The sequence below is a fragment of the Phaeobacter sp. A36a-5a genome (assembly GCF_037911135.1).
GTDB lineage: Bacteria > Pseudomonadota > Alphaproteobacteria > Rhodobacterales > Rhodobacteraceae > Phaeobacter > Phaeobacter bryozoorum.
The window spans coordinates 362891-384783 of sequence record NZ_JBBLYU010000001.1 but is presented as its reverse complement, the minus strand read 5'-3'; the positions used below and the strand labels follow the sequence as shown (position 1 = coordinate 384783).

Genomic DNA, 21893 nt, shown 5'->3' with positions numbered 1-21893 from the left:
AGAGGACCCTAGCCGATGAAATTCTTCGTAGACACCGCTGAAATCGACGCCATTGCCGAGCTGAATGATCTGGGCATGGTGGATGGTGTGACCACCAACCCCTCGCTGATCAAGAAATCCGGTCGTGACATCATCGAAGTGACCAAGGAAATCTGTGATCTGGTCGATGGTCCGGTCTCTGCCGAGGTGACCGCAACAGATGCCGAGACCATGATCGCCGAAGGCCGCAAGCTGGTTGAGATCGCCGAAAACATCGCTGTGAAAGTGCCGCTGACCTGGGACGGTCTGAAGGCCTGCAAAACCCTGACCGACGATGGCCATATGGTGAATGTGACCCTGTGCTTCTCGGCCAATCAGGCGCTGCTGGCGGCCAAGGCTGGCGCGACCTTCATCTCGCCCTTCATCGGCCGTCTGGACGATATCAACCTCGATGGCATGGATCTGATCGCGGATATCCGCACCATCTATGACAACTACGGCTTTGAGACCGAGATCCTCGCGGCCTCCATCCGCAGCGCCAACCACGTGCTGGAAAGCGCGCGCATCGGCGCCGATGTGATCACCGCACCGCCCGCCGTGATCAAGGGCATGATCAACCATCCGCTGACCGACAAGGGCCTGGATGCCTTCCTCGCCGATATCAAGGCTGCGAACATCAAGATCCTGTAAGGCCGGGGACCGTCGATAGACGGCCACGACACGTTAGAGACAGCAAGGGGCGGCCTGACGGGCGGCCCCTTTTTCTTTGTGCCGCTGGCCTGTGCGGGCGATCGCAGGGCGACCGGTATCTGAGGCGTTCCATCGGCAGGGTTTTGCAGAGGGTGTCCAAAATTTTGCCACCCCTGCGTGAAACCCGTGTTATAACACCGGCAAAACCCATCAGAGGTCAAAAAGAGCAGAGCATGAGCACGACGGCAGAACTGGAAGACACCCTGCGCCAGGCGATCCTGGCCAAACCCGACGCCCTGTTGGAGGACCAAAGCGTGATGAGCGCGCTGGTCAGCGCCAATGAGCGCGCGATGGGGTCCAATATCGTGGACCTGCGCGGCATTGCGATGGAGCGGATGGAGGCCCGGCTGGACCGGCTGGAGGACACCCATCGGTCGGTGATTGCGGCGGCTTATGAGAACCTTGCCGGGACCAATCAGATCCACCGTGCCGTCCTGCGCCTGCTGGATCCGACGGATTTTGAAAGCTACCTCGGCAATCTTGGCGGTGAGCTGGCGGAAATCCTGCGAGTGGATTCGATCACGCTGGTGCTGGAATCGCCGCAGCCGGAACAGGATGCCGCCGTGCAGCGCATGGATCAGGTGCTGAAAGTGGTCGAGCCGGGGTTTGTCGAACAGTATATCAACCCGCAGCGGAGCGGGCCGGACCGTCAGGTCACGCTGCGCCAGATGCAATCCGGCAATCCCCGCACCCATGGGGCAAAGGCCGAGTTCATCCGCTCGGAGGCCTGTCTGAAACTGGAACTGGGCGCAGGCCGCCTGCCCGGCCTGCTGGTGCTGGGAGCCGAGGATCCGCACCAGTTCACCCCGCAGCATGGTACTGACCTGCTGGCGTTTTTTGCCGGCGTTTTTGAGCGCTCGATGCGCCACTGGCTGTCGTGACGCCAGCGGCCACAGTGCTGATCTCTCCGGCCTGCCGCGATGCGCTGGAACACTGGCTGGCCGGTCTGGCGGCGCTACAGGGGGCGGCGGCGAATACCATCACCGCCTATCGCGGCGATGTGGTCGAATTCATCGCCTTCATGACACAGCATTTTGGTGGCCCGCAGGGACTGGGGGCGCTGGCGGAGATTTCCACCGGCGACATGCGCGCCTGGATGGCGGCCACCCGCGCCACCGGGACCGGGGCACGGTCACTGGCGCGCAAGCTCTCGGCGGTCAAGAGTTTCTACACCTGGCTGGCTGAACGGCAGGGGTTTGAACCCACCGCCGTGCTGTCCGCCCGCAGTCCGAAATTCCAGAAGAAACTGCCCCGCCCACTGGCGCAGGAGGCCGCCCGCGCGGTGATCGAGACCGTGGAACATCAATCCACCACCGATTGGGTCGCCGCCCGCGATGTGGCGGTGGTGACGCTGCTTTATGGTTGCGGGCTGCGGATTTCGGAGGCGCTGGGTCTGACAGGTGCAGACGCGCCGCTGCCTGCGGTGCTGCGGATCACCGGCAAGGGCGGCAAGGAGCGGATCGTGCCGGTATTGCCGGTGGCGCGGGATGCGGTGGATCGCTATCTGCGGCTTTGCCCGCATCCGCAGGAGCGCGCGGCACCGCTGTTTCGCGGGGTACGCGGCGGCGCGCTGAACGCACGTATCATCCGCAGCGCCATGGCACAGGCCCGCGCGCAGCTGGGTCTGCCTGCCAGTGCCACGCCACATGCGCTGCGCCACAGCTTTGCCACCCATCTGCTGGAGGCCGGTGGCGATCTGCGTGCGATTCAGGAACTGCTGGGCCATGCCTCGCTGTCGACAACACAGGCCTATACGGCCGTAGATACGGCACATTTGATGGATGTCTACAACCGCGCCCACCCCAAAGCGTAAGACCTGCGCAAAAGGTGCATCTGCGTAAGCAGCCTTAACCCCGCGGTAACGGCCATGGGAGAAATTACTGGCGTCAAATCCAGAAGGATCCCCAGTGATGAGTATCGTATCCCAAAGCCATACCTCCGAAAGCGCACCGCTTGGCGCGCCGCATAATCCCGCAAACCGCAGTGCCGCCCATGCCACGACCTCCGATATCGGTGATGTGGATTTCAGCCAGTTCTATGAACAGCTGCTGGCGGATCTGGACAGCGATGGCGACCGCCAGATCTCCGATCAGGAATGGGCCGCCTACCGCGCCGGGAAAGCCGCCCGTGGCGAATATATCGCCAGCCCCGGACCATCGGAGGCCAGTGCCTACCCGCAGCTGGTGGACAGCCGCAATCTGACCGAGACGCTGTTTCGCAAGGCGCTGATGGAAAACCCGGACCACGAGTGACGCCAATTGCGGTGCCGCGACAGCAGGACGCCAGCCAGCGATGGACGCCGAACCGATCCGTGGCAGCAGGTGGCACCGAGGACACCAAAGGCCTGAATTTCCGCCTATGGATGCAGCGTTTTCCCATTGACCACTTGCGAGATAACGGGAAATTCGCCATCAGGGGCAGATGACACCTCAGTTTCGCGCCCTCTCCGTTCACCTGCTCACCGCCACCGGTGCGGTGTTTGCAATCCTCGCCATGCTGGCTGCGGCTGATGCCAAGTGGAGCCTGATGTTTGTCTGGCTCGTCGTGGCCTTTGCCGTGGATGGTATTGATGGGCCGCTGGCCCGCCACTATGAGGTGAAACGCTATGCGCCGGAGTTTGACGGCGTGCTGCTCGATCTGATCATCGACTATCTCACCTATGTGTTCATTCCGGCCTTTGCCCTGTTCAAATCCGGCCTGATGGCAGGCTGGACCGGCTGGATGGCGCTGATCGTGATCACCTTTGCCAGTGCCTTGTATTTTGCCGACACCCGGATGAAGACCAAGGACAACTCCTTTTCCGGTTTTCCGGGATGCTGGAACATGCTGGTGCTGGTCATCTTTGCGCTGGAGCCGAGCCATTGGACCAGCCTGGTTCTGGTCACCCTCCTGGCGATTGCCATGTTCCTGCCGCTGAAGTTCATTCACCCGGTCCGCACCGAACGCTGGCGCAAGGTGTCGCTGCCGGTGGCGCTGGCCTGGACCTTCTTTGCCGGCTGGGCCGCCTGGGTGGATTTCCACCCGCAGAGCTGGGCACATTGGGGGCTGGTGCTGACGTCGATCTATCTGATCTTTGTCGGTATCGCGCAGCAGATCGTGCCGGAGCGCGAGGCCTGAGCCTCAGCCGCTGACGGGGGCATGCCGCCCTGCGATATTTGCAAAAAATGACCGCGGTGGTCAGATCAGCAGGCCGGCCGCGCCTTCGTGGCGCAGCAGGGCCACCTTTGTTTCCACACCGCCCGCACCGGAAAACCCGCCCAGTCCGCCCGCGCCCAGAACCCGGTGGCAGGGGATGATCACCGGGATCGGATTGGCTCCGCAGGCATTGCCCACCGGCTGCGCGGCGGCGCCAAGCTCCCGCGCGATTTCACCATAGGTGCGGGTCTCCCCCAGCGGAATCGCCAACATGGCAGCACAGACCCGGCGCTGAAAATCGCTGCCCGCCACCGCCAGCGGCAGGTCGAATTCCGTCAGCTCATGGGCAAAATAGGCGCGCAGCTGGGCAAGCGCCCGCTCCGTCAGCGCCGAAGCCGACGCTCCGGCGGGCGCCGTTGACCAGTCCAGCCGGACAATGGCCCCGTCCCGCTCGGTCACACAAAGCCAGCCGACCGGCGTGTCGAGACCGGCCTGAGCGATATGCTGTGTCGCGGTTGCAGTGAGCTGCCCGGTCACGATAATCCCTTTTTGTTGCGGCGGCATGCCTCAACGTCGCTGGCCGCCCGGATCGCAGCACCAGGGGCTGCTGATCCCATCCGCCGACTCTCTGCGCGATAGCCCCCGCCGTCAAGGCAATGCCCGATCCGGGGCCGTCAGGATCCTAACCTTTTGGATAGGAACCTATGCCTTCGGCGCTGTCGGCTACCCACAGGAGCGCATGCAATTTCGCCAAATTTTAGTAAAGATGGGTCTCAAGTTGTTAAGAAGGTCAGTCACCATGCAGATCACCGGTCAATCAAATGTCAGCGTGTACCGTATGCTGAGCGGACATATGAATGGGCAGCAGGCCGCGCAGGCGGGCCAGCCCGGTGAGCAAACGGGTGGGCTGGAGAGTGTCGCATCGGTCGCCAAGAAAGCGGCAGCCACATCGACACAGGCAGCGTTGACCGGACCGAGCGAAGGAGCAAGCATGATGGCAGGCACCCAGTATCTACGTTCAGTGGTTCAACAGAAACTGCAGGATCTGCAGTCGGGCTACCACGCAGGGCCGCTTCCGGTCAGCGAGGTGATCGCCCAGAACCAGTATCGTGCCGCCCAGCGGGTGATCGGCTGAGGCATCCGGGAGGTTCACCCGGCAAGCCACGGTCCGCCGCGCCGACTGCGGAACAGCAGCACAAAGAGATTTCATAGAAACCCCCGGCGTTTGTTGACAGGGGCCCCTGTCGCGGACGTCCAAAGCGCGCCGCCCGCCCCATCTAGGAGCGGGCGGCGCGCAGATCCCTGACGGGATCTGTGATCACCGCAGGCGAGACGGGCGGACATCAAACCCGCCCGCGCCCAGTCTTAGCGCGGCTCAGCCAAGCGCCGCATCACAGCGGCCGCAGACGCCCGCATGGCTGTGGTTGCCCACATCCGGCAGGATTTTCCAGCAGCGCTGGCACTTATCACCATCGGCCTTCTCGAACACCACCGACACGCCGTCCACCTCGGGCATGCGGAAGGCTTCGGCCGGGGCCGGATCACCGCTGAGCACGATATCGGAGGTGATGCAAACATCGGCGAAATTGACCGATTTCAGCGCCGCCAGAACCTCGGCGTCGCGCACATGCACCACCGGCGCGGCCTCCAATGAGGCGCCGATCACCTTGTCGACGCGCTGCACCTCAAGGGCGGCGGTAACGACGCGGCGGGCCTGACGGACCTTGGCCCATTTCGCAGCCAGCGGCTCATTCAGCCAATCGGCCGGGGTTGTCGGGATATCCTGAAGATGCAGCGAGCTGTCATCGCCGGGGAACCGCTCCAGCCAGACCTCTTCCATGGTGAAGACCAGGATCGGGGCCAGCCATGTGGTCAGCCGGTGGAACAGGATATCCAGCACCGTGCGGGCCGCACGGGCGTTCAGCGTGTCGCCGTCACAGTAGAGCGCGTCCTTGCGGATATCGAAATAGAAGGCCGACAGATCCACGGTGGCAAAGTTGAACACCGCCGAGAACACACCTTGGAAATCAAAGGCCTGATAGCCGGTGCGGACCTTGTGATCCAGCTCGGCCAGACGGTGCAGAACCCATTGTTCCAGCTCGGGCATATCGGCCGGATCCACGCGCTGATCTTCGGAGAAATCCGCAAGGCTGCCGAGCATGTAGCGCATGGTATTGCGCAGGCGGCGATAGCTGTCGGCGACACCTTTGAGGATTTCCGCCCCGATCCGCTGGTCGGCGGTGTAGTCGGTCTGTGCCACCCAGAGACGCAGGATATCGGCGCCATACTGCTGGACGATCTTCTCGGGCACAATGGTGTTGCCGAGCGATTTGGACATCTTGTTGCCCTTCTCGTCCAGCGTGAATCCATGGGTGACCACGTTGCGATAGGGCGCGCGGCCCTTGGTACCGCAGGCCTGCAACAGCGAGGAGTGGAACCAGCCGCGATGCTGGTCGGTGCCTTCCATATAGACGTCCGCGATACCGTCCTCGGTGCCGTCCTCGCGGTCGCGCAGCACAAAGGCGTGGGTGGAGCCACTGTCGAACCAGACGTCGAGCACGTCAAAGACCTGATCGTAATCCTCAGGGTTCGCGATGCCGTCGAGCATCTTCTCCTTGAAGCCATCCGTGTACCAGATATCGGCGCCATGTTCCTCAAACGCGGCCACGATGCGGGTGTTCAGCTGGTCATTGCGCAGGAGGAAATCGGGATCTGTCGGCAGCACGTCCTTCTTCACGAAGCAGGTGAGCGGCACGCCCCAGGCGCGCTGGCGCGACAGCACCCAGTCCGGGCGGCTTTCGATCATCGAATAGAGGCGGTTCCGGCCGGTCTGCGGGGTCCAGTGCACCAGCTGGTCGATGGAATTCAGCGCGCGGGTGCGGATGGTATCGCCCATCTCGCCCATGCCGTCGTCCAGCTCGCGGTCCACGGAGGCAAACCACTGCGGGGTGTTGCGGAACACGATCGGTGCCTTGGAGCGCCAGGAATGCGGGTAGCTGTGGGTGATGCGGCCACGGGCGATGATGCCGCCGGCCTCGACCAGCTTGGCGATCACGGCGGTGTTGGCCTTGCCTTCCTTGCCCTTCTTGTCAAAGATCTGAAGCCCGGCAAAGAACGGCACATGCGACAGGAATTCGGATTCCTCGCCCACGTTGTGGGTCATCCGGTCGATCCAGTTGCGCGCGACGAAACACTCATAGTCATCCGCACCATGGCTGGGCGCGGTGTGGACAAAGCCGGTGCCTGCATCATCGGTGACATGATCGCCGTCGATCATCGGCACGTCATAATCCCAGAAGCCGTTCGCGCCCTCGATGCCTTTGAACGGATGGTTCAGGGTCAGGCCATCGAATTCGGAGGCCTCAACATCGCGGACCTTGGTGAATTCGGTCACGCGGGATTTCTCCAGCGCGTCTGCGGCCAGCGCGTTTGCAAAGAGATAGAGATCACCGGGGTTGGTCCAGCTTTCCTCTTCGGTGGCGTCCACACGATAGAGGCCGTAAGCGACCTTCGGATTGAAGGCGACGGCCTTGTTCGACGGGATCGTCCAGGGGGTGGTGGTCCAAATGACGACGCGAGCTTCAAGCAGATCTACTGTTTCGTGCCGCTCAGGAGATCTTGGGTCATAGCCCTGTCTATCAACACTGAACGGCACCCAGATGGTGTGCGATTTATGGTCGTGATACTCGATCTCGGCCTCGGCCAGCGCGGTTTTCTCAACCGGCGACCACATCACGGGCTTGGAGCCCTGATAGAGCGTGCCGTTCATCAGGAACTTCATGAATTCATCCGCGATCACCGCTTCGGCGTGGAAATCCATGGTGATATAGGGATCAGCCCAGTTGCCGGTGATGCCAAGGCGTTTGAATTCCTCGCGCTGGATATCAATCCAGCCTTCGGCGAACTTGCGGCATTCCTGACGGAAATCGACGACGTTCACCTCGTCCTTGTTCTTGCCCTTCTTGCGGTACTGCTCTTCGATCTTCCATTCGATCGGCAGGCCGTGGCAATCCCAGCCCGGCACGTAGCGCGCGTCAAAGCCCATCATCTGGTGCGAGCGGACGATCATGTCCTTGATCGTCTTGTTCAGCGCGTGGCCGATATGCAAGTGACCGTTGGCGTAAGGGGGGCCGTCATGGAGGGTGAAGGGCTTGCGCTCGGCATCGGTGCCCTTGGCCGCGGCGGCCTTTTCGCGAAGTTTGTCATAGACGCCAATCTGCGCCCAACGCTCCAGCCAGCCCGGCTCACGCTTGGGCAGGCCCGCGCGCATCGGGAAATCGGTTTTGGGCAGATTGAGGGTGTCTTTGTACTCAGGCGTCTGAGGCGTGTCGGCACACATGTGCAGCGTCCTTTGGATGATCTGGTCGTATTTTGGGATATTCGGTTCGGTGCGATGGCTCAAGCACCTTTGCCCGGCGGCTCACGTGGTCAGAGCGCCGGGGATATAATTCGAATAATGATGGCCGCAACATGGGACATGAGGGCCTTATAGGCAGGAGCGGCAGGCGGGTAAAGCGGCAGATAGCGGTGGCACGCGGATAACCGTGCGCGATGGTAGCGGCATCTACAAAATATCATTGAACAGTGAACAGATGTCAGCAACTGGTCCCATCACGGTTTCGCTTCTCTTCGCGCAGTATCAGTGTCTGCATTTCTCGCTGTTGCGGGGTTTACCGCGCTTGTTTTGCTGGCATGGCTTGCCATCCCTGTGCAGGGCAATCGCTCACGACATCGCCCGTGGACGAACCGCACCCCTCTTGTGGGCTATGCTTTCGCCCTATCGCCCGTCTGGGCATTGCTTCTCCTAGAAACTCTGGTCGCGCTTTTGCAGCTGTCGGGCAGATCTGATCCGACTATGAGCGGTGCAGAGATGCGTTGGAGGCATGGGGCGAAACCTACGACGACGTGCCCGACGGCTCTTAACCGAGATACGCCACACCAGCTCGCCGCACAATTGGTCGCAGCCTGTGTCCGGGCGGCTGTACCGGCGGCGTGCTCTGGTGTAGCGACGGGATGGAAAGGTGGCTTTTGACATGACCCAGACCGCGCTTGCACGTTTTGACATCACCGCAGAGCAGATCGCTCATGTGGTGGATGTGTTTTATTCCCGCGTGCGGACCCATGCGGTGCTCGGCCCGGTGTTTGCCGCCCATGTCGAGGATTGGCCCGAGCATGAGGAGAAGATCAGCCGGTTCTGGCGCAATGCGATCCTGCGGGAGAAATGCTATAGCGGCAATCCGATGCGGGTGCATGTCAGCAGGCCGGATGTGAAGGCGGAGCATTTCCCGCTCTGGCTGGGGCTGTTTCACGAGGTGTTGCAGGCGGAGCTGCCGGAACGGACAGCGCTGCAATGGGGCGCGCTGGCGGATCGGATTGGCGAGGGATTTCGCACCGGGATCGTCGCCATGCGCCAGCCCAAAGATGCGCCACCGAAGCTGTTCTGATCCCGGAGGACGGCGGCTCTCCCGCCTCTGCGGCGGCGCTCCGGCGGAGCCAGAGCCACCTGGCAGCCTTGGGCGTGGCTCATGCTGCGCATGAGCCTCAGGACTGCCTATTGATCCTTGGAGAACAGGCCGGTCAGGGCGCGCTGGATGACCTTGCGGGTGCTTGGCTTCTGCGCCTTTGAGAAGGCCATCGGGCGGCAGACCTCCATCGCGGCGATACCGACGCGGGCGGAGAGCGCGCCGTTCACCAGCCCTTCGCCAAAGCGGCGCGAGAGTTTCGACAACAACGATCCGCCCAGCACCGGCTCCAGCAGGTCATCGCCAACGGCCACGGCGCCGGTGGCGACCAGATGGGACAGCACAGCGCGGGTGAGCCGCCAGGAGCCGAGAAAACCGGACCGCCCGCCGTAGATATCGGCAATGCGGCGGATCATCCGCAATGAGGTCACAAGCGCGGTCACCACATCGGCCAGCGCCAGCGGCACCAGTGCGGTGACCGTGGCGACCTGACGTGCGCCACCTTCGACAACGCGCAGGGCGCGGGCATCCAGCGGCGCCAGCAGCTCCGCCTCGGCCAGTTGCAGCAGCGCGTCGGCATCCATGATATCGGCCTTGCGCTCGCTGAGCCGGGCCAGCCCCCAGGCGAGATCCTTGCGGCCGCGATAAAACCGTTCCAGCCCGGAGACATAGCTGCGCGCAGCCTTGAGATCGGCGGTGGCATCAGCGGTCCGGGCATCCGCCGCCAGTAGGGGCTGCGCAGCGCGCAGGCTTTCGACCCGGCGCAGGCGCGACAGCGCGGCCAGTTCGCGCAGACCCATCAGTAGCGCCAGCAGCAGGGCGATAGCAAAGCCTGCGCTGATGGCCCATCCCAGAAGCGGCAGGCGGTCGATCAGCCCGGTGGTGAAATCCCAGGCCGCGACGGAGATGACGGCACCGATGAGGGCCGTCAGACAGGCCCAGAACCAGCGCGCCAGCCGGGAGGGGCGACGGCTGGCCAGCTCCGCCGCCTGTGCCAGCGCGGGTTGTGGCAGGTTGCTGCTGGCGCCATCCAGATCGGGCACCGGTGGTGCGGCGGCCACATCCGGTGCGGCATCTGCCGTGGCGCTGTCGGAGAGGTCAAAAAGAACGGCGTCCTTGCGGGTCATGCTCTGTCCTTTGACGTGGCGGACGGTGATGTGGCGGACGGCCGGGCCTGCGCCGCCGGTCGGGGACCAGCGGCGGGCTGCGGCGTCGGCCAGAGATACTGGATATCCGGCAGGCGCTCATCATTGGTGGCCCCATCGCTGCGAGACTGCTCCCCGAAGCCTTCGCGCCGGTAGAACCGCTGCGCCCCCTCATTGGCCTGATGGGTCCAGAGCTGCAGCGGCGACTGCACCGATTTGGCATAGTCCAGCAGCAGGCGTCCCAGCCCCTGCCCGCGTGCGCGCTGCCGGATGTAGAGCGCACAGATCGTGGCGCCGTCCCGCGCCAGAAAGCCTTCGATCCGGCCGCCGATCTGCACCACGGTGACCCAGCCGCGATCAATCATGATCCCGCAGAAGCCAATCGCCTCGGCACCGGTATGGCGTTTGGGCATCCATGGCGTGTCGACTTCGAACCCGTGCAGGATTTCGGCAATCTTGCCTGCGTCAGTGCTGCGGGCCGGGCGCAGCGCGGGCGGTGGATCAGACTGTGCGACACAGGTCAAAGGCGGTCTCCGATCAGGAATTCTGCCGCCCGGTCGAGGCGGATGTGAGGTGGGCCGTCGCCCGGACGCAGGGTCAGCGGAGCCGGGGCGAAGGCCATGGCCTGATAATCGCCGTCGAGCCAGGTCTCGGCGCCCTGCCGGGCTGGGGTCAGCAGATGCGAGGGATCCTGCGGCAATGCGCCGGGATAAAAGGCCGCAGGCTTGCCGCTGTCCAGAAGCGTGCCACGCACGCAGGGCAGCTCGATCCCGTTGTGATGGCGCAGCTCCTCCGTCGTGGCGCGCAGGGCGGCAAGCGACAGCGCCGCCGTCTCGGCCCCGGCGAAGCGGGCCCGGTCGCGGGCATCGCGGGTCAGCGCCTCGATGATGGCGGTCAGCTGCGGATGCTGCTGGTGATGCAGGTGATCGGCCTTGGTCGCCGCGAACAGGATCTTTTCCACCCGCTTGCCGCGCAGGATCTGGCGCAGAAACCCGTTGCGACCGGGACGGAAGGCGGCAAGGATATCAGTCATCGCGTGGCGCAGATCCTCGACCGCGCGGGGGCCGGAATGGATGGCGCTGAGGGCATCGACCAGCACCACCTGCCGGTCGATGCGGGCGAAATGATCGCGAAAGAAGGGTTTCACGACCTTTGACTTATAGGCCTCAAACCGGCGTTCCATCTCGCGGTGAAGCGACCGGCGCGGGGCGCTATCGCAAAGCGGGACCGGCGCGAAGGTCAGCACCGGCGACCCGGCCAGATCCCCCGGCAACAGGAAGCGCCCCGGTGTGCAGTCATAGTAGCCGGCGGCACGGGCCGCCTGCAGATAGGCGGCAAAGGCCGCGGCCAGATCCTGCGCCAGCGGTTCGTCATGGGGAGCTGTGGCGTCAACCTTCTGCGCCAGATCCAGAAACGCCGCCGCCTGCGACCGACTGCGGATGCGGGTCAGCACCTCATCGCACCACTGGGCGTATGTCTTGTCCAGCAGCGCCAGATCCAGGAGCCATTCACCGGGATAATCGACGATGTCCAGATGCAGGGTGCGTGGTCCCTGAAAGCCCGACAGCAGACCGTTTGGCTGCACCTTCAGACTGAGGCGCAGTTCAGAGACGGCCCGCGTGCTGTCGGGCCAGAAGGGGCGCGGCCCGGTCAGGGCGCCAAGATGGTTTTCGTAGTCAAATCGGGGCACGGTATCATCGGGCTGGGGTTGCAGAAACGCCGTCTCGACCCGCCCTTCGCGCACCGCCGAGAGCTGCACCATCCGCCCCCGGTTCATCAGGTTGGCCACCAGTGAGGTGATGAACACGGTCTTGCCGGCGCGGGCAAGACCCGTGACGCCAAGGCGGATCGACGGTTCAAACAGGCTCTCCGAAAGGGCGGCGCCCGCCCCTTCGACGCTGCGCAAGACCCCGTCTGCCAGTGATGATAATCCCAAAGGTTTGCCCCGTCTTGCCGACCCTTTGCGGGGTCGGATCCTTGTTCGATTTGATCAAGATAAGGGCTGACCGGGTATGATACCACCCCGGCAGGCCGCCATCCGGGACTTGTGCCGCCGCGATTGCCGCGTTACTTGCCCGCTCATGCCGCGTTTTGCTTTGAAAGTCGAATATCACGGCGCACCCTTTGCCGGGTGGCAGCGCCAGAAGGATCAGCCCTCGGTTCAGGGGGCGATCGAGGATGCGCTTGCGCGGCTCGAACCCGGCCCCCATACCATTGCCGCAGCAGGCCGCACCGATACCGGGGTGCATGGTCTGGGTCAGGTGGCCCATTGCGACATGGAAAAGGACTGGGATCCCTTCCGCCTGTCCGAGGCGCTGAATTACCATCTGAAGCCTGCCCCCGTGGCGATTGTGGATTGCGCCCGTGTGGACGACGATTGGCACGCGCGGTTCTCGGCCATTGAGCGGCAGTATCTGTTCCGCATCCTGATCCGCCGCGCGCCTGCCACCCATGACGCCGGACAGGTCTGGCAGCTGAGCCATGATCTGGATGCAGACGCCATGCAGGAGGCCGCGCACCATCTGATCGGCCAGCATGATTTCACCACGTTTCGCTCCTCAATCTGCCAGGCGGCCAGCCCGCTCAAGACGCTGGACGAGCTGCGCGTCGAACGGGTTCAGGGCTTTTCGGGGCCGGAGATCCATTTCCATGTGCGGGCGCGGTCGTTCCTGCACAATCAGGTGCGCAGTTTTGTCGGCACGCTGGAGCGGGTCGGCGCCGGAGCCTGGGCGCCTGAGGATGTGAAATCTGCGCTTGAGGCGACGGACAGGGCCGCCTGTGGACCGGTCTGCCCGGGGCATGGGCTCTATCTTGCGCGGGTCGGATATCCTGACGACCCCTTCTCCGCAACCTGACAAACTGCTGTAATAGTTTCAGAAATCACCTTTCACGGCAGCGGCGATCCGCTGTTGCGGAGGGCGGCATATTTTTTCAGTTTTTTTGGCGCCCTACGGGAACCAACCGTTCGGTTACGCGTTTCGTCACAGATCATATGCTTAATCGGTGGGTGATGACGTGGAAAAAGAGATGGAACTTCTTGGTACTTTGCTGCGGCATTCCACGTTGCCGCTGTCGCTGATCAATCCCGAAGCCGAGGAGCTGGAGCTGGTTTTTGTCAACCGGGCCTTTGAACAGGCAACGGGCTACCGGGCGCAGGATGTGATCGACCGGCCGTGCCCGCTGTTCCAGGGCCCTGCGGTTCAGGAAAGTTCGGTGAGCCTGCTGAAACACGCCCGCGATATGTGCAGACGCGGGTCGCAAACGCTGTGGAACTACAATGCCGAGGGCGAGCCCTTTGAATGTCTGACCTATATCGACCCGATCACCGTTTCACCGGGCAATGTGGTCCTGCTGGGCTGTCACTTTCCGCTGTCGCCGCAGCTGTCATCATCACCGCCGCCGACGGCCAACCGCGAGGATGCTGGCGCGCCGCAAGCTGAGGCAGAGAGAGCCGCCGATGGTGGATCGAACCGGGCCGAGGAAGTGATTGGCCTTCAGGATCAGAAAGATGAGCTGCTGGACTATGCCCGCAAGGCGCTGATGCGCTGTCTGGAGATGCGCCGCAACACGCTCTACAGCCGGATTGATCTCTACTTCAATCGCCGTCGCGGCAATCTTCTGGGAGCGGAACCGCAGGATGTCGATGCCGCCGCCATGGCCCGCGATCCGTTGCTGGGACCGCGGGCGAGTCAGGCCTGACGACCCGGCCCGCATTCAGTGATCAGGCCGTCGGCTGACGGCCAGAGCGACGTTTTCAGCCGCGACCGCGATAGGGCGGCACGCCCTGATCCGGGATCCAGACTCCCTCCGGCAGCGGTCCGGTCTGCCAGAAGACATCAATCGGAATGCCGCCACGCGGGTACCAATAGCCGCCGATCCGCAGCCACTGCGGCTCAAGGTAATCGGCCAGCCGACGCGCAATGGACACGGTGCAATCTTCGTGGAAGGCGCCGTGGTTGCGGAAGGAGCCCAGAAACAGCTTGAGCGATTTGCTCTCGACCAGCCATTTGCCCGGCACGTAGTCGATGACCAGATGGGCAAAATCGGGCTGGCCGGTCATCGGGCAGAGTGATGTGAACTCCGGCGCGGTGAAGCGCACGTTGTAGGCGACGTCGGCCTGCGGGTTCTGCACCCGCTCCAGCTCTGCTTCGTCGGGGTTGCTGGGCATTACGGTCGCGCCGCCCAGCTGTTTCAGATCCTTGTAGATATCGTCACTCATCTTCTTTTCTCCTCAGGTCTCTCGGCCTAGACACCGCGTTTGTTGCCCCAGACCAGCACATGAAGCTGTGGCAGCACACGGGGGGTAAACCAGCGGTCTCCGGTTACCTTTTCAATCAGCCATTGCAGACGTTCCGTGGCGGCGGTCAGGTCCACCGGTTTATCCGGGTCCACCTCCGGGTTGCCGGGTTGCAGGTAGAGCGGCAGGTCCGGCAGGCGTTTTGCAACGGCCCGCGCCCAGTCATAATCCCGGTCGTCGAAGATCACGATCTTTACCACGGTTTGCCCGCACCCCTTTGCAGCCTGAAGGCAGTGGTCAAATTTCTGCCAATCCACCTTATGGCCGCTGGAGGGTGGTTTCGGGCTGAGCACCAGCGTGTCCAGCTGGGCAAACCAGGGCTGGTTGATCGAGCCCTGCGTCTCGCAGGCAAAGCGATAGCCCTCGGCCTTTCCCCGTGCGATCAGCTCGGCAAAGTCCTGAATGGCCGGGTTGCCACCCGAGAGCGAGACGGTCAGCGGCTGACCGCCGCTGAGCTGCGTGACCTCTGCCCAGACATCGCTGGTGGTCATCGGGATCCAGGTCTCGCGGTATTTGCTGTCAACCGCGTGGAGACTGTCGCACCAGCTGCATCGGTAATCGCAGCCGCCAGTGCGGACAAAGACGGTCGGCTCCCCGATCAGGGCGCCTTCTCCCTGGATCGTGGGTCCGAAGATTTCGGCAATGCGCAGGCTCATGGTCGGTACTCGGCCCATGTTTTCGGGGTCTCCGATACCCGCACCGCAGCGGTTTCGGGCCAGCGCGCGACACACCATTCGTAGAAATGACGGGCCATGTTCTCGGCGGTCGAGGGGCCGTCCATCACATCGTTCAGATGGCGATGATCAAAGCTGCCGTCGATGTAATTCTTCAGCGGTGCCAGCTCGTGATAATCGCGGACAAAACCGTCGCTGTTCAGCTTGGCGCCGGCCAGTTCGACCACGACGATGTAATTATGCCCATGCAGCCGCGCGCATTGGTGATCGGCTGGCAGATGGGTCAGCTGATGTGAAGCGGAGAAGTGGAACTCCTTGGTAATGCGGAACATCAGGCGGCCCCTTCCTTGATGGCTGTGCGCCAGAAATCGGGGTCCGCGTAGACTGTCGGATCCTCAACGCCTGCCAGATCGAAGGCCTCACGGCGTTCAACGCAGGTGCCGCAGCGCCCGCAATGATGTTCGCCACCCTTGTAGCAGGACCAGGTCTCGGCAAAGGGCGTGTTCACCGCCGCACCTGCGGTGACGATGTCGCCTTTGGAGCGATGCACGAACGGTGTCACCAGCGCCACATCGGCATAGCCGTCCAGCGCCATGCGCTGCATCGCGTCAAAAGCATCGGTGAAGGCCGGGCGGCAGTCCGGGTAAATGAAGTGATCGCCGCCATGCACCGCCGTTGCCACAGCCGTGTCGCCCTTGGCGGCGGCAATCCCGTAGGCAATGGTTAGCATGATGGCATTGCGGTTGGGCACCACCGTAACCTTCATGGTATCTTCGGCGTAGTGTCCGTCCGGCACATCAATATCGTCTGTCAGGGCAGAGCCGCTGAGTGCCGCGCCGATGGAACGCATATCAATTATCTCGTGGGGAACCCCGAGCCGCTCTGCGCAGGCGGCAGCATAGTCGAGTTCCTTGCGGTGGCGCTGTCCGTAGTCGAACGAGACCAGGCGCGACAGCTGCCCTTTGGCAGCGAGTACATAGGCGAGGGATACCGAATCCAATCCGCCCGAGCAGATGACAAGTGTTTTCAAGTTTTCAGTCCTTGTTTTGATATCCGGGTAGGCTGCGACCGGAAAGGCGTGCGTATAGCGACTGCCGTTAACTACGGCAAGATATCCACAGTATTTTTCCGCGACGTCAGATCAGCCGATGATCTGACCAGTTCACGCGGTGAAATCTCATTCTTTCAACGCATTGGGCTTAACATGAGAAAGGCGCCCTCCACCGGGAGCGCGCCTGACTATTTCTGGAGGCCTATTTTTTTGGTCGGAGCCTCGCCGCTCAGCCCGGATTGGGGGGGCAAGCGTTAACCCAGATTCTCCTGACTGTAGGCTTTCAGCTCGGCGCGGGCGACCTGCCTGCGGTGCACCGCATCCGGCCCATCGGCGAGGCGCAGGGTGCGCACATGGGTCCAGGCCTGCGCCAGCGGCGTGTCCTGGCTGATGCCCTGCCCTCCGTGCATCTGCACCGCCTCGTCGATCACCTTCAACGCGACACGGGGGGCAACCACCTTGATCTGGCTGATCCAGGGTGCTGCGGCGCGTGCATCGCCCTGATCCATGTACCATGCCGCCTTGAGACAGAGGAGCCGGGCCATTTCGATCTCCATCCGGCATTCGGCGATGATATCGTAGTTGGCGCCAAGCTGGGCCAGCGGCTTGCCAAAGGCCTCGCGGCGCAGCGAGCGGCGGCAGAGCTGTTCCAGCGCGCTTTCGGCCTGGCCGATGGCGCGCATACAATGGTGAATGCGCCCCGGCCCAAGACGGCCCTGCGCGATTTCAAATCCGCGCCCCTCGCCCAGCAGCATGTTTTCAGCAGGCACACGCACGTCTGAGAAGCGGATATGCATATGGCCGTGGGGGGCGTCATCGTGACCGTAGACCTCCATCGGGCGCAGCACCTCGATCCCCGGTGCATCCGCAGGCACCACGATCATCGACTGGCGCTTGTGTTTGGGCAGCTCGTCGCCGCCGGTACGCACCATGACGATATAGACCTTGCAGCGCGGATCCCCTGCGCCTGAGGCCCACCATTTTTCGCCGTTCAGCACATAGTCATCTCCGTCGCGCAGGCAGGACATGGCAATATTGGTGGCGTCCGAGCTGGCGACATCCGGCTCCGTCATCAGATAGGCCGAGCGGATCTCGCCCTGAAGGAGCGGCGCCAGCCATTGCTGTTTCATCGCCTCGGTGCCGTAGCGCTCAAACACTTCCATATTGCCGGTGTCGGGCGCGGAGCAGTTGAAGACCTCTGCCCCCAGCGGGGTTTTTCCCATTTCCTCAGCAAAGTAAGCATATTCGACGGTCGAGAGGCCAAAACCCTTGTCACTGTCGGTGAGCCAGAAATTCCACAGGCCGTCGGCCTTGGCCTTGGCTTTCAGGCCTTCGAGGATCTCGGCCTGCCGATCGGTGTACTGCCAGCGATCCCCCTTGCCGATCTCGGCGTGATACTCGGCCTCCATCGGCATGATCTCGTCGCGGATCATCGCCGCCACCCGATCCAGAAGCGCGCGGTTTTCGCTGCGCATACCCAAGTTCATGTCCATCCCGGCGCCTCTTCGTGTTGTTTCCCTTGGCGGCAGCATGGCGCGGGGGTTGTGCCGCTGTCCAGCCGCGTGACGGGACGTCACAGATGGATAGGCATCGCAGGACAGAAAAACGGGCCCCGAAGGGCCCGTTTCGCAAGTGGTTACTCTGCCGCCTCGGCGTAGTCTTCCATCGGTGGGCAGGTGCAGACCAGATGGCGGTCACCGTAAGCATTGTCGACGCGGTTGACCGGCGGCCAGTATTTGTCGACCCGGAACGCGCCCGGAGGGAAGCAGCCCTGTTCGCGGGAATAGGGGCGATCCCAGTCCTTAACGAGATCTTCCATCGTGTGAGGCGCGTTTTTCAATGCGTTATTCTCCGCATCCATTTCGCCTGCCTCAATCGCGCGGATTTCTTCGCGGATCGACAGCATGGCCTCGCAGAAGCGGTCCAGCTCGGCCTTGGTCTCGGACTCGGTGGGTTCGACCATCAGGGTGCCCGCGACGGGCCAGGACATGGTGGGTGCGTGGAAACCGCTGTCGATCAGTCGCTTGGCCACATCGTCCACGGTCACGTTCGCGCTGGCCTCAAACGGGCGGGTGTCCAGAATACACTCATGCGCAACGCGGCCTGTCGGCCCCTTGTAGAGTACGTCATAGGCACCTTCGAGGCGCTTGGCGATGTAGTTGGCGTTGAGGATCGCCACCTTTGTCGCCTGCGTCAGGCCCGCACCACCCATCATCAGGCAATAGGCCCAGCTGATGGTCAGGATAGAGGCCGACCCGAAAGGCGCAGCCGAGACCGGCCCTTCCTGACCGCCGGTTTCCGGGTGGCCGGGCAGATGCGGTTGCAGATGCGCCTTCACGCCAATCGGTCCCATGCCGGGGCCACCACCACCGTGGGGAATGGCAAAGGTCTTGTGCAGGTTCAGGTGGCTCACGTCGCCGCCCAGATCGCCGGGACGGGACAGGCCCACCATGGCGTTCATATTGGCACCGTCGATATAAACCTGACCGCCGTGATCATGGGTAATTTTGCAGACCTCATGCACGGTTTCCTCGAACACGCCGTGGGTCGAGGGATAGGTGATCATGCAGCCTGCGAGGTTTTCGGCGTGTTTCTCCGCCTTTTCGCGGAAATCCTCGAGGTCGATATCGCCGTTTTCTGCGGATTTCACCACGACAACCTTCCACCCCACCATCTGGGCGGAGGCCGGGTTGGTGCCATGGGCCGACATCGGGATCAGACAGATGTTGCGGTGGCCCTGACCGTTGGCACGGTGATAGGCCGCAATGGACAGAAGGCCCGCGTATTCCCCCTGCGCGCCCGAGTTAGGCTGCATGGAGATCGCATCATAGCCGGTGATCTGGCACAGTTTCTCGGACAGATCGCTGACCATCTCTGCATAGCCCTGCATCTGATCGGCAGGGGCAAAGGGGTGGATATTGGCGAACTCCGGCCAGCTGAGCGGCATCATCTCGGCGGCGGCATTGAGCTTCATCGTGCAGGAGCCAAGCGGGATCATCGCCCGATCCAGCGCCAGATCACGATCCGCGAGGCGGCGCATGTAGCGCATCATCTCGGTTTCGGCCCGGTTCATGTGGAAGATCGGATGCGTCAGATAGTCAGACGTGCGGTGCATGTTTTCCGGCACGCGGTATTCATGGGTGAAGTCTTCGTCCTTGCGGCGAATGCCAAAGGCGCGCCAGACCGCTTCGATGGTCTCAGAACGGGTGACCTCATCTAATGTGATACCAACGCGGGTTTCGCCAACGCGGCGCAGGTTCAGCCCCTCGTCCACCGCCGATTTCAGCACCGCCGATTGCAGCGGCCCCACATCAACGGTGATCGTGTCGAAGAAGGATCGGGGATCAACGCTGAACCCTGCCCTTTCCAGTCCACGGGCCAGACGCACGGTCTTGCGATGGATGCGCTGCGCGATGGCTTTCAGCCCCTTGGGGCCGTGGAAGACCGCGTACATCGACGCCATCACCGCCAGCAGAGCCTGTGCAGTACAGACGTTGGAGGTCGCCTTTTCGCGGCGGATGTGCTGTTCACGGGTCTGTAGCGACAGGCGATAGGCGCGGTTGCCATGCGCATCGACCGAGACACCGACAATCCGGCCGGGGATCGAGCGTTTGTAAGCATCCTTGGTCGCCATATAGGCCGCATGTGGGCCGCCTGCCCCCACCGGCACGCCAAAGCGCTGGGTCGAGCCGACAGCGATATCGGCACCCATGGCGCCCGGCTCTTTCAGCAGGGTCAGCGACAGCGGGTCGGCCGCAACGATGCCGATGGCCTTATGCGCGTGCAGCTGCGCGATGTGGTCGGTGAAATCGCGCACATGACCGTAGGTGCCGGGGTATTGGAAGATAGCGCCAAAGACCTTATCCGCCTCCAGCTTGTCAGGGTTGCCGACGATGACCTCGATCCCCAGAGGCTCGGCGCGGGTCTGGATCACGGCAATGTTCTGCGGGTGACAGTCGCGGTCGACAAAAAACGCCTTGGCCTTCGATTTGGCGACCCGCTGCGCGACGGTCATTGCCTCAGCGCAGGCTGTGGCCTCGTCCAGAAGCGAGGCATTGGCGATTTCCAGACCGGTCAGATCCGAGATCATGGTCTGGAAGTTCAACAGCGCCTCAAGACGACCCTGCGAGATTTCGGGCTGATAAGGCGTGTAGGCGGTGTACCAGGCCGGGTTTTCCAGGATGTTGCGCTGAATGGCGGGCGGGGTCACGGTGCCGTGGTAGCCCTGCCCGATCAGCGAGGTTTTCAGAACGTTCTTGCCTGCGACCTCACGCATGTGATGCAGCAGCTCGCGTTCCGACAGAGGACGGCCAAACTCCAGCGCGGCGGCCTGACGGATGGTGGCAGGCACCGTTTCGTCAATCAGCGCATCCAGGCTCTCGGCGCCAACCACGGCAAGCATGTCGTCCATCTCTTCGGGAGACGGGCCGATATGGCGGCGGTTGGCAAAGTCATACGGCAGATAGTCCGTGGGTTCAAAAGACATGTGTCGCCCTCTTCAGCAACAGGAGGTTAAGGCAGCGGAATGCTGCGGGCTGGCCCGGTGGTGCGGATTGGCACCGCGATAGGTGCGGGAACAGCGATCAAAAAACCCCGCCGCGCGGAAGGGCGCAGGCGGGGTGAAAGGATCAGCCGATGAAGTCCTTGTAGCCGGCTTCATCCATATAATCGTCCATCGGGGACAGATCGGACGGCTTGATCTTAAAGAACCAGGCGTCGCCCTGAGGGTCTTCGTTGATCTTGCCGGGGTTGTCGATCAGGGCGTCGTTCACCTCGACGATCTCGCCGTCCAGCGGCGCCAGGATATCGGAGGCTGCCTTTACGGATTCGATGACCACGATTTCATCATCCTTGGAGACTTCGGTGCCGACCTCGGGCAGTTCCACAAAGACCACATCGCCCAGCTGCTCTGCCGCGTGGGTTGTGATGCCCACCGTGATCAGATCATCGCTCTCGGCCAGCAGCCATTCGTGTTCTTCGGTGTATTTCATCAGTCTCTTCCTTTGGAGATCGCGCCGATCTCAGCGCTTATGGCAGCGCGCCCTGGTGGACGGCTGCGGTTTGGGTGTCAAAATCTGCGGCATCACGGGCATGGCACGAGCCGCCGGAGCCAAGCACCGCCCGCAGGGAACTGCCCCGGCCAGCCCGACTGGCGCCGGTATCGTTCCTATTTGCCTGGTCTCAGCAGTCATGCCGATCCATCCCATGAGTTCAGGGCCGGTCCGATCAGGAATGATGGCATGGTCCCGGCATCCAATCGTCACGCAGGCAGAACCTGCGCAATGTGATGCCCCCTCTGTCCCTTTGCCTGAGATCGTTATCCCTTCGGCGCCCTGGTGTGGTCAGGGTCTCTCCAGAGTACGTCACGTTTACGGTCCCTTTGGCCTGAGAGTTTCCGGG

The 21893-nt window shown here is 62.7% G+C and carries 21 protein-coding genes and 1 riboswitch; of the genes, 9 read left to right on the top strand and 12 right to left on the bottom strand.

Features of this window, described 5'->3' with window-relative positions; genetic code table 11:
- The first annotated feature begins 15 nt into the window (after window positions 1-15).
- The 5 genes from fsa to WLQ66_RS01730 all read left to right on the top strand — a co-directional run bounded on the left by fsa (window position 16) and on the right by WLQ66_RS01730 (window position 3846).
- Window positions 16-669, top strand: a complete 654-nt coding sequence (gene fsa, locus WLQ66_RS01750) for a fructose-6-phosphate aldolase (RefSeq protein WP_072505527.1) — start codon at window positions 16-18, stop codon at window positions 667-669.
- Between the two features lie 233 nt (window positions 670-902).
- Complete coding sequence (locus WLQ66_RS01745) at window positions 903-1610, top strand: DUF484 family protein (protein ID WP_340544586.1); 708 nt, start codon at window positions 903-905, stop codon at window positions 1608-1610.
- Window positions 1607-2542, top strand: a complete 936-nt coding sequence (locus WLQ66_RS01740; protein WP_340544585.1) for a tyrosine recombinase XerC — start codon at window positions 1607-1609, stop codon at window positions 2540-2542. The genes WLQ66_RS01745 and WLQ66_RS01740 overlap by 4 nt, the downstream gene beginning before the upstream one ends.
- 97 nt (window positions 2543-2639) lie before the next feature.
- A complete protein-coding gene (locus tag WLQ66_RS01735; protein WP_340544583.1) occupies window positions 2640-2981 on the top strand; it encodes a hypothetical protein in 342 nt (113 codons plus the stop codon).
- A gap of 169 nt (window positions 2982-3150) precedes the next feature.
- Window positions 3151-3846, top strand: a complete 696-nt coding sequence (locus WLQ66_RS01730; protein WP_340544582.1) for a CDP-alcohol phosphatidyltransferase family protein — start codon at window positions 3151-3153, stop codon at window positions 3844-3846.
- 60 nt (window positions 3847-3906) lie between these two features.
- On the opposite strand, the gene WLQ66_RS01725 is transcribed toward WLQ66_RS01730, so the two are convergent.
- Window positions 3907-4428 carry a methylated-DNA--[protein]-cysteine S-methyltransferase gene (locus WLQ66_RS01725; RefSeq protein WP_374015374.1) on the bottom strand — a complete coding sequence of 174 codons (522 nt, stop codon included), beginning with the start codon at window positions 4426-4428 and terminating at the stop codon, window positions 3907-3909.
- Between the two features lie 235 nt (window positions 4429-4663).
- Between WLQ66_RS01725 and WLQ66_RS01720 the strand changes: the two genes are divergently transcribed.
- The gene (locus WLQ66_RS01720; protein WP_340544580.1) at window positions 4664-4999 is read left to right on the top strand and encodes a hypothetical protein; all 336 of its coding nucleotides are present in this window, start codon (window positions 4664-4666) and stop codon (window positions 4997-4999) included.
- Window positions 5000-5239: 240 nt separating this feature from the next.
- Here WLQ66_RS01720 and ileS read toward each other — a convergent pair whose 3' ends face one another.
- Window positions 5240-8203, bottom strand: coding sequence for an isoleucine--tRNA ligase (gene ileS / locus WLQ66_RS01715; protein ID WP_340544579.1), 2964 nt, complete (start codon window positions 8201-8203; stop codon window positions 5240-5242).
- A 694-nt stretch (window positions 8204-8897) separates the two neighbouring features.
- On the opposite strand from ileS, the gene WLQ66_RS01710 reads away from it, so the two are divergent.
- Window positions 8898-9308, top strand: coding sequence for a group III truncated hemoglobin (locus tag WLQ66_RS01710; RefSeq protein ID WP_340544577.1), 411 nt, complete (start codon window positions 8898-8900; stop codon window positions 9306-9308).
- 107 nt (window positions 9309-9415) lie between these two features.
- On the opposite strand, the gene WLQ66_RS01705 is transcribed toward WLQ66_RS01710, so the two are convergent.
- Genes WLQ66_RS01705 through WLQ66_RS01695 form a run of 3 tightly spaced genes read right to left on the bottom strand, consistent with a single transcriptional unit; the run spans window position 9416 to window position 12407 of the window.
- Window positions 9416-10453 (bottom strand): YcjF family protein, encoded by a 1038-nt coding sequence (locus WLQ66_RS01705; protein WP_340544575.1) that lies wholly within the window; start codon window positions 10451-10453, stop codon window positions 9416-9418.
- Window positions 10450-10995: a GNAT family N-acetyltransferase gene (locus WLQ66_RS01700; protein ID WP_340544574.1), complete on the bottom strand. Its 546-nt coding sequence runs from the start codon at window positions 10993-10995 to the stop codon at window positions 10450-10452. Before WLQ66_RS01700 ends, WLQ66_RS01705 begins: the two co-directional genes overlap by 4 nt.
- Window positions 10992-12407, bottom strand: a complete 1416-nt coding sequence (locus WLQ66_RS01695; RefSeq protein WP_340544573.1) for a YcjX family GTP-binding protein — start codon at window positions 12405-12407, stop codon at window positions 10992-10994. The genes WLQ66_RS01700 and WLQ66_RS01695 overlap by 4 nt, the downstream gene beginning before the upstream one ends.
- A gap of 145 nt (window positions 12408-12552) precedes the next feature.
- On the opposite strand from WLQ66_RS01695, the gene truA reads away from it, so the two are divergent.
- The gene (truA, locus tag WLQ66_RS01690) at window positions 12553-13326 is read left to right on the top strand and encodes a tRNA pseudouridine(38-40) synthase TruA (RefSeq protein WP_340544571.1); all 774 of its coding nucleotides are present in this window, start codon (window positions 12553-12555) and stop codon (window positions 13324-13326) included.
- A gap of 172 nt (window positions 13327-13498) precedes the next feature.
- The gene (locus WLQ66_RS01685; RefSeq protein WP_340544569.1) at window positions 13499-14170 is read left to right on the top strand and encodes a PAS domain-containing protein; all 672 of its coding nucleotides are present in this window, start codon (window positions 13499-13501) and stop codon (window positions 14168-14170) included.
- Window positions 14171-14225: 55 nt separating this feature from the next.
- Here the strand turns inward: WLQ66_RS01685 and queF are convergent, their stop codons facing one another.
- The 7 genes from queF to gcvH all read right to left on the bottom strand — a co-directional run bounded on the left by queF (window position 14226) and on the right by gcvH (window position 21484).
- Window positions 14226-14690, bottom strand: coding sequence for a preQ(1) synthase (queF, locus tag WLQ66_RS01680; protein ID WP_340544567.1), 465 nt, complete (start codon window positions 14688-14690; stop codon window positions 14226-14228).
- Between the two features lie 26 nt (window positions 14691-14716).
- Window positions 14717-15424 carry a 7-carboxy-7-deazaguanine synthase QueE gene (gene queE, locus WLQ66_RS01675; protein ID WP_340546281.1) on the bottom strand — a complete coding sequence of 236 codons (708 nt, stop codon included), beginning with the start codon at window positions 15422-15424 and terminating at the stop codon, window positions 14717-14719.
- The gene (queD, locus tag WLQ66_RS01670; protein ID WP_260075073.1) at window positions 15421-15774 is read right to left on the bottom strand and encodes a 6-carboxytetrahydropterin synthase QueD; all 354 of its coding nucleotides are present in this window, start codon (window positions 15772-15774) and stop codon (window positions 15421-15423) included. The genes queE and queD overlap by 4 nt, the downstream gene beginning before the upstream one ends.
- Complete coding sequence (queC, locus tag WLQ66_RS01665) at window positions 15774-16472, bottom strand: 7-cyano-7-deazaguanine synthase QueC (protein WP_340544564.1); 699 nt, start codon at window positions 16470-16472, stop codon at window positions 15774-15776. The genes queD and queC overlap by 1 nt, the downstream gene beginning before the upstream one ends.
- A 275-nt stretch (window positions 16473-16747) precedes the next feature.
- Window positions 16748-17986, bottom strand: a complete 1239-nt coding sequence (locus WLQ66_RS01660) for an acyl-CoA dehydrogenase family protein (RefSeq protein ID WP_340544563.1) — start codon at window positions 17984-17986, stop codon at window positions 16748-16750.
- Window positions 17987-18129: 143 nt separating this feature from the next.
- Window positions 18130-20979, bottom strand: coding sequence for an aminomethyl-transferring glycine dehydrogenase (gene gcvP, locus WLQ66_RS01655; RefSeq protein WP_340544562.1), 2850 nt, complete (start codon window positions 20977-20979; stop codon window positions 18130-18132).
- Window positions 20980-21121: 142 nt separating this feature from the next.
- Entirely contained in the window at window positions 21122-21484 is a 363-nt protein-coding gene (gcvH, locus tag WLQ66_RS01650; RefSeq protein ID WP_340544561.1) for a glycine cleavage system protein GcvH, read from the bottom strand.
- A gap of 295 nt (window positions 21485-21779) precedes the next feature.
- Window positions 21780-21860: riboswitch (glycine riboswitch) on the bottom strand.
- Between the last annotated feature and the right edge of the window lie 33 nt (window positions 21861-21893).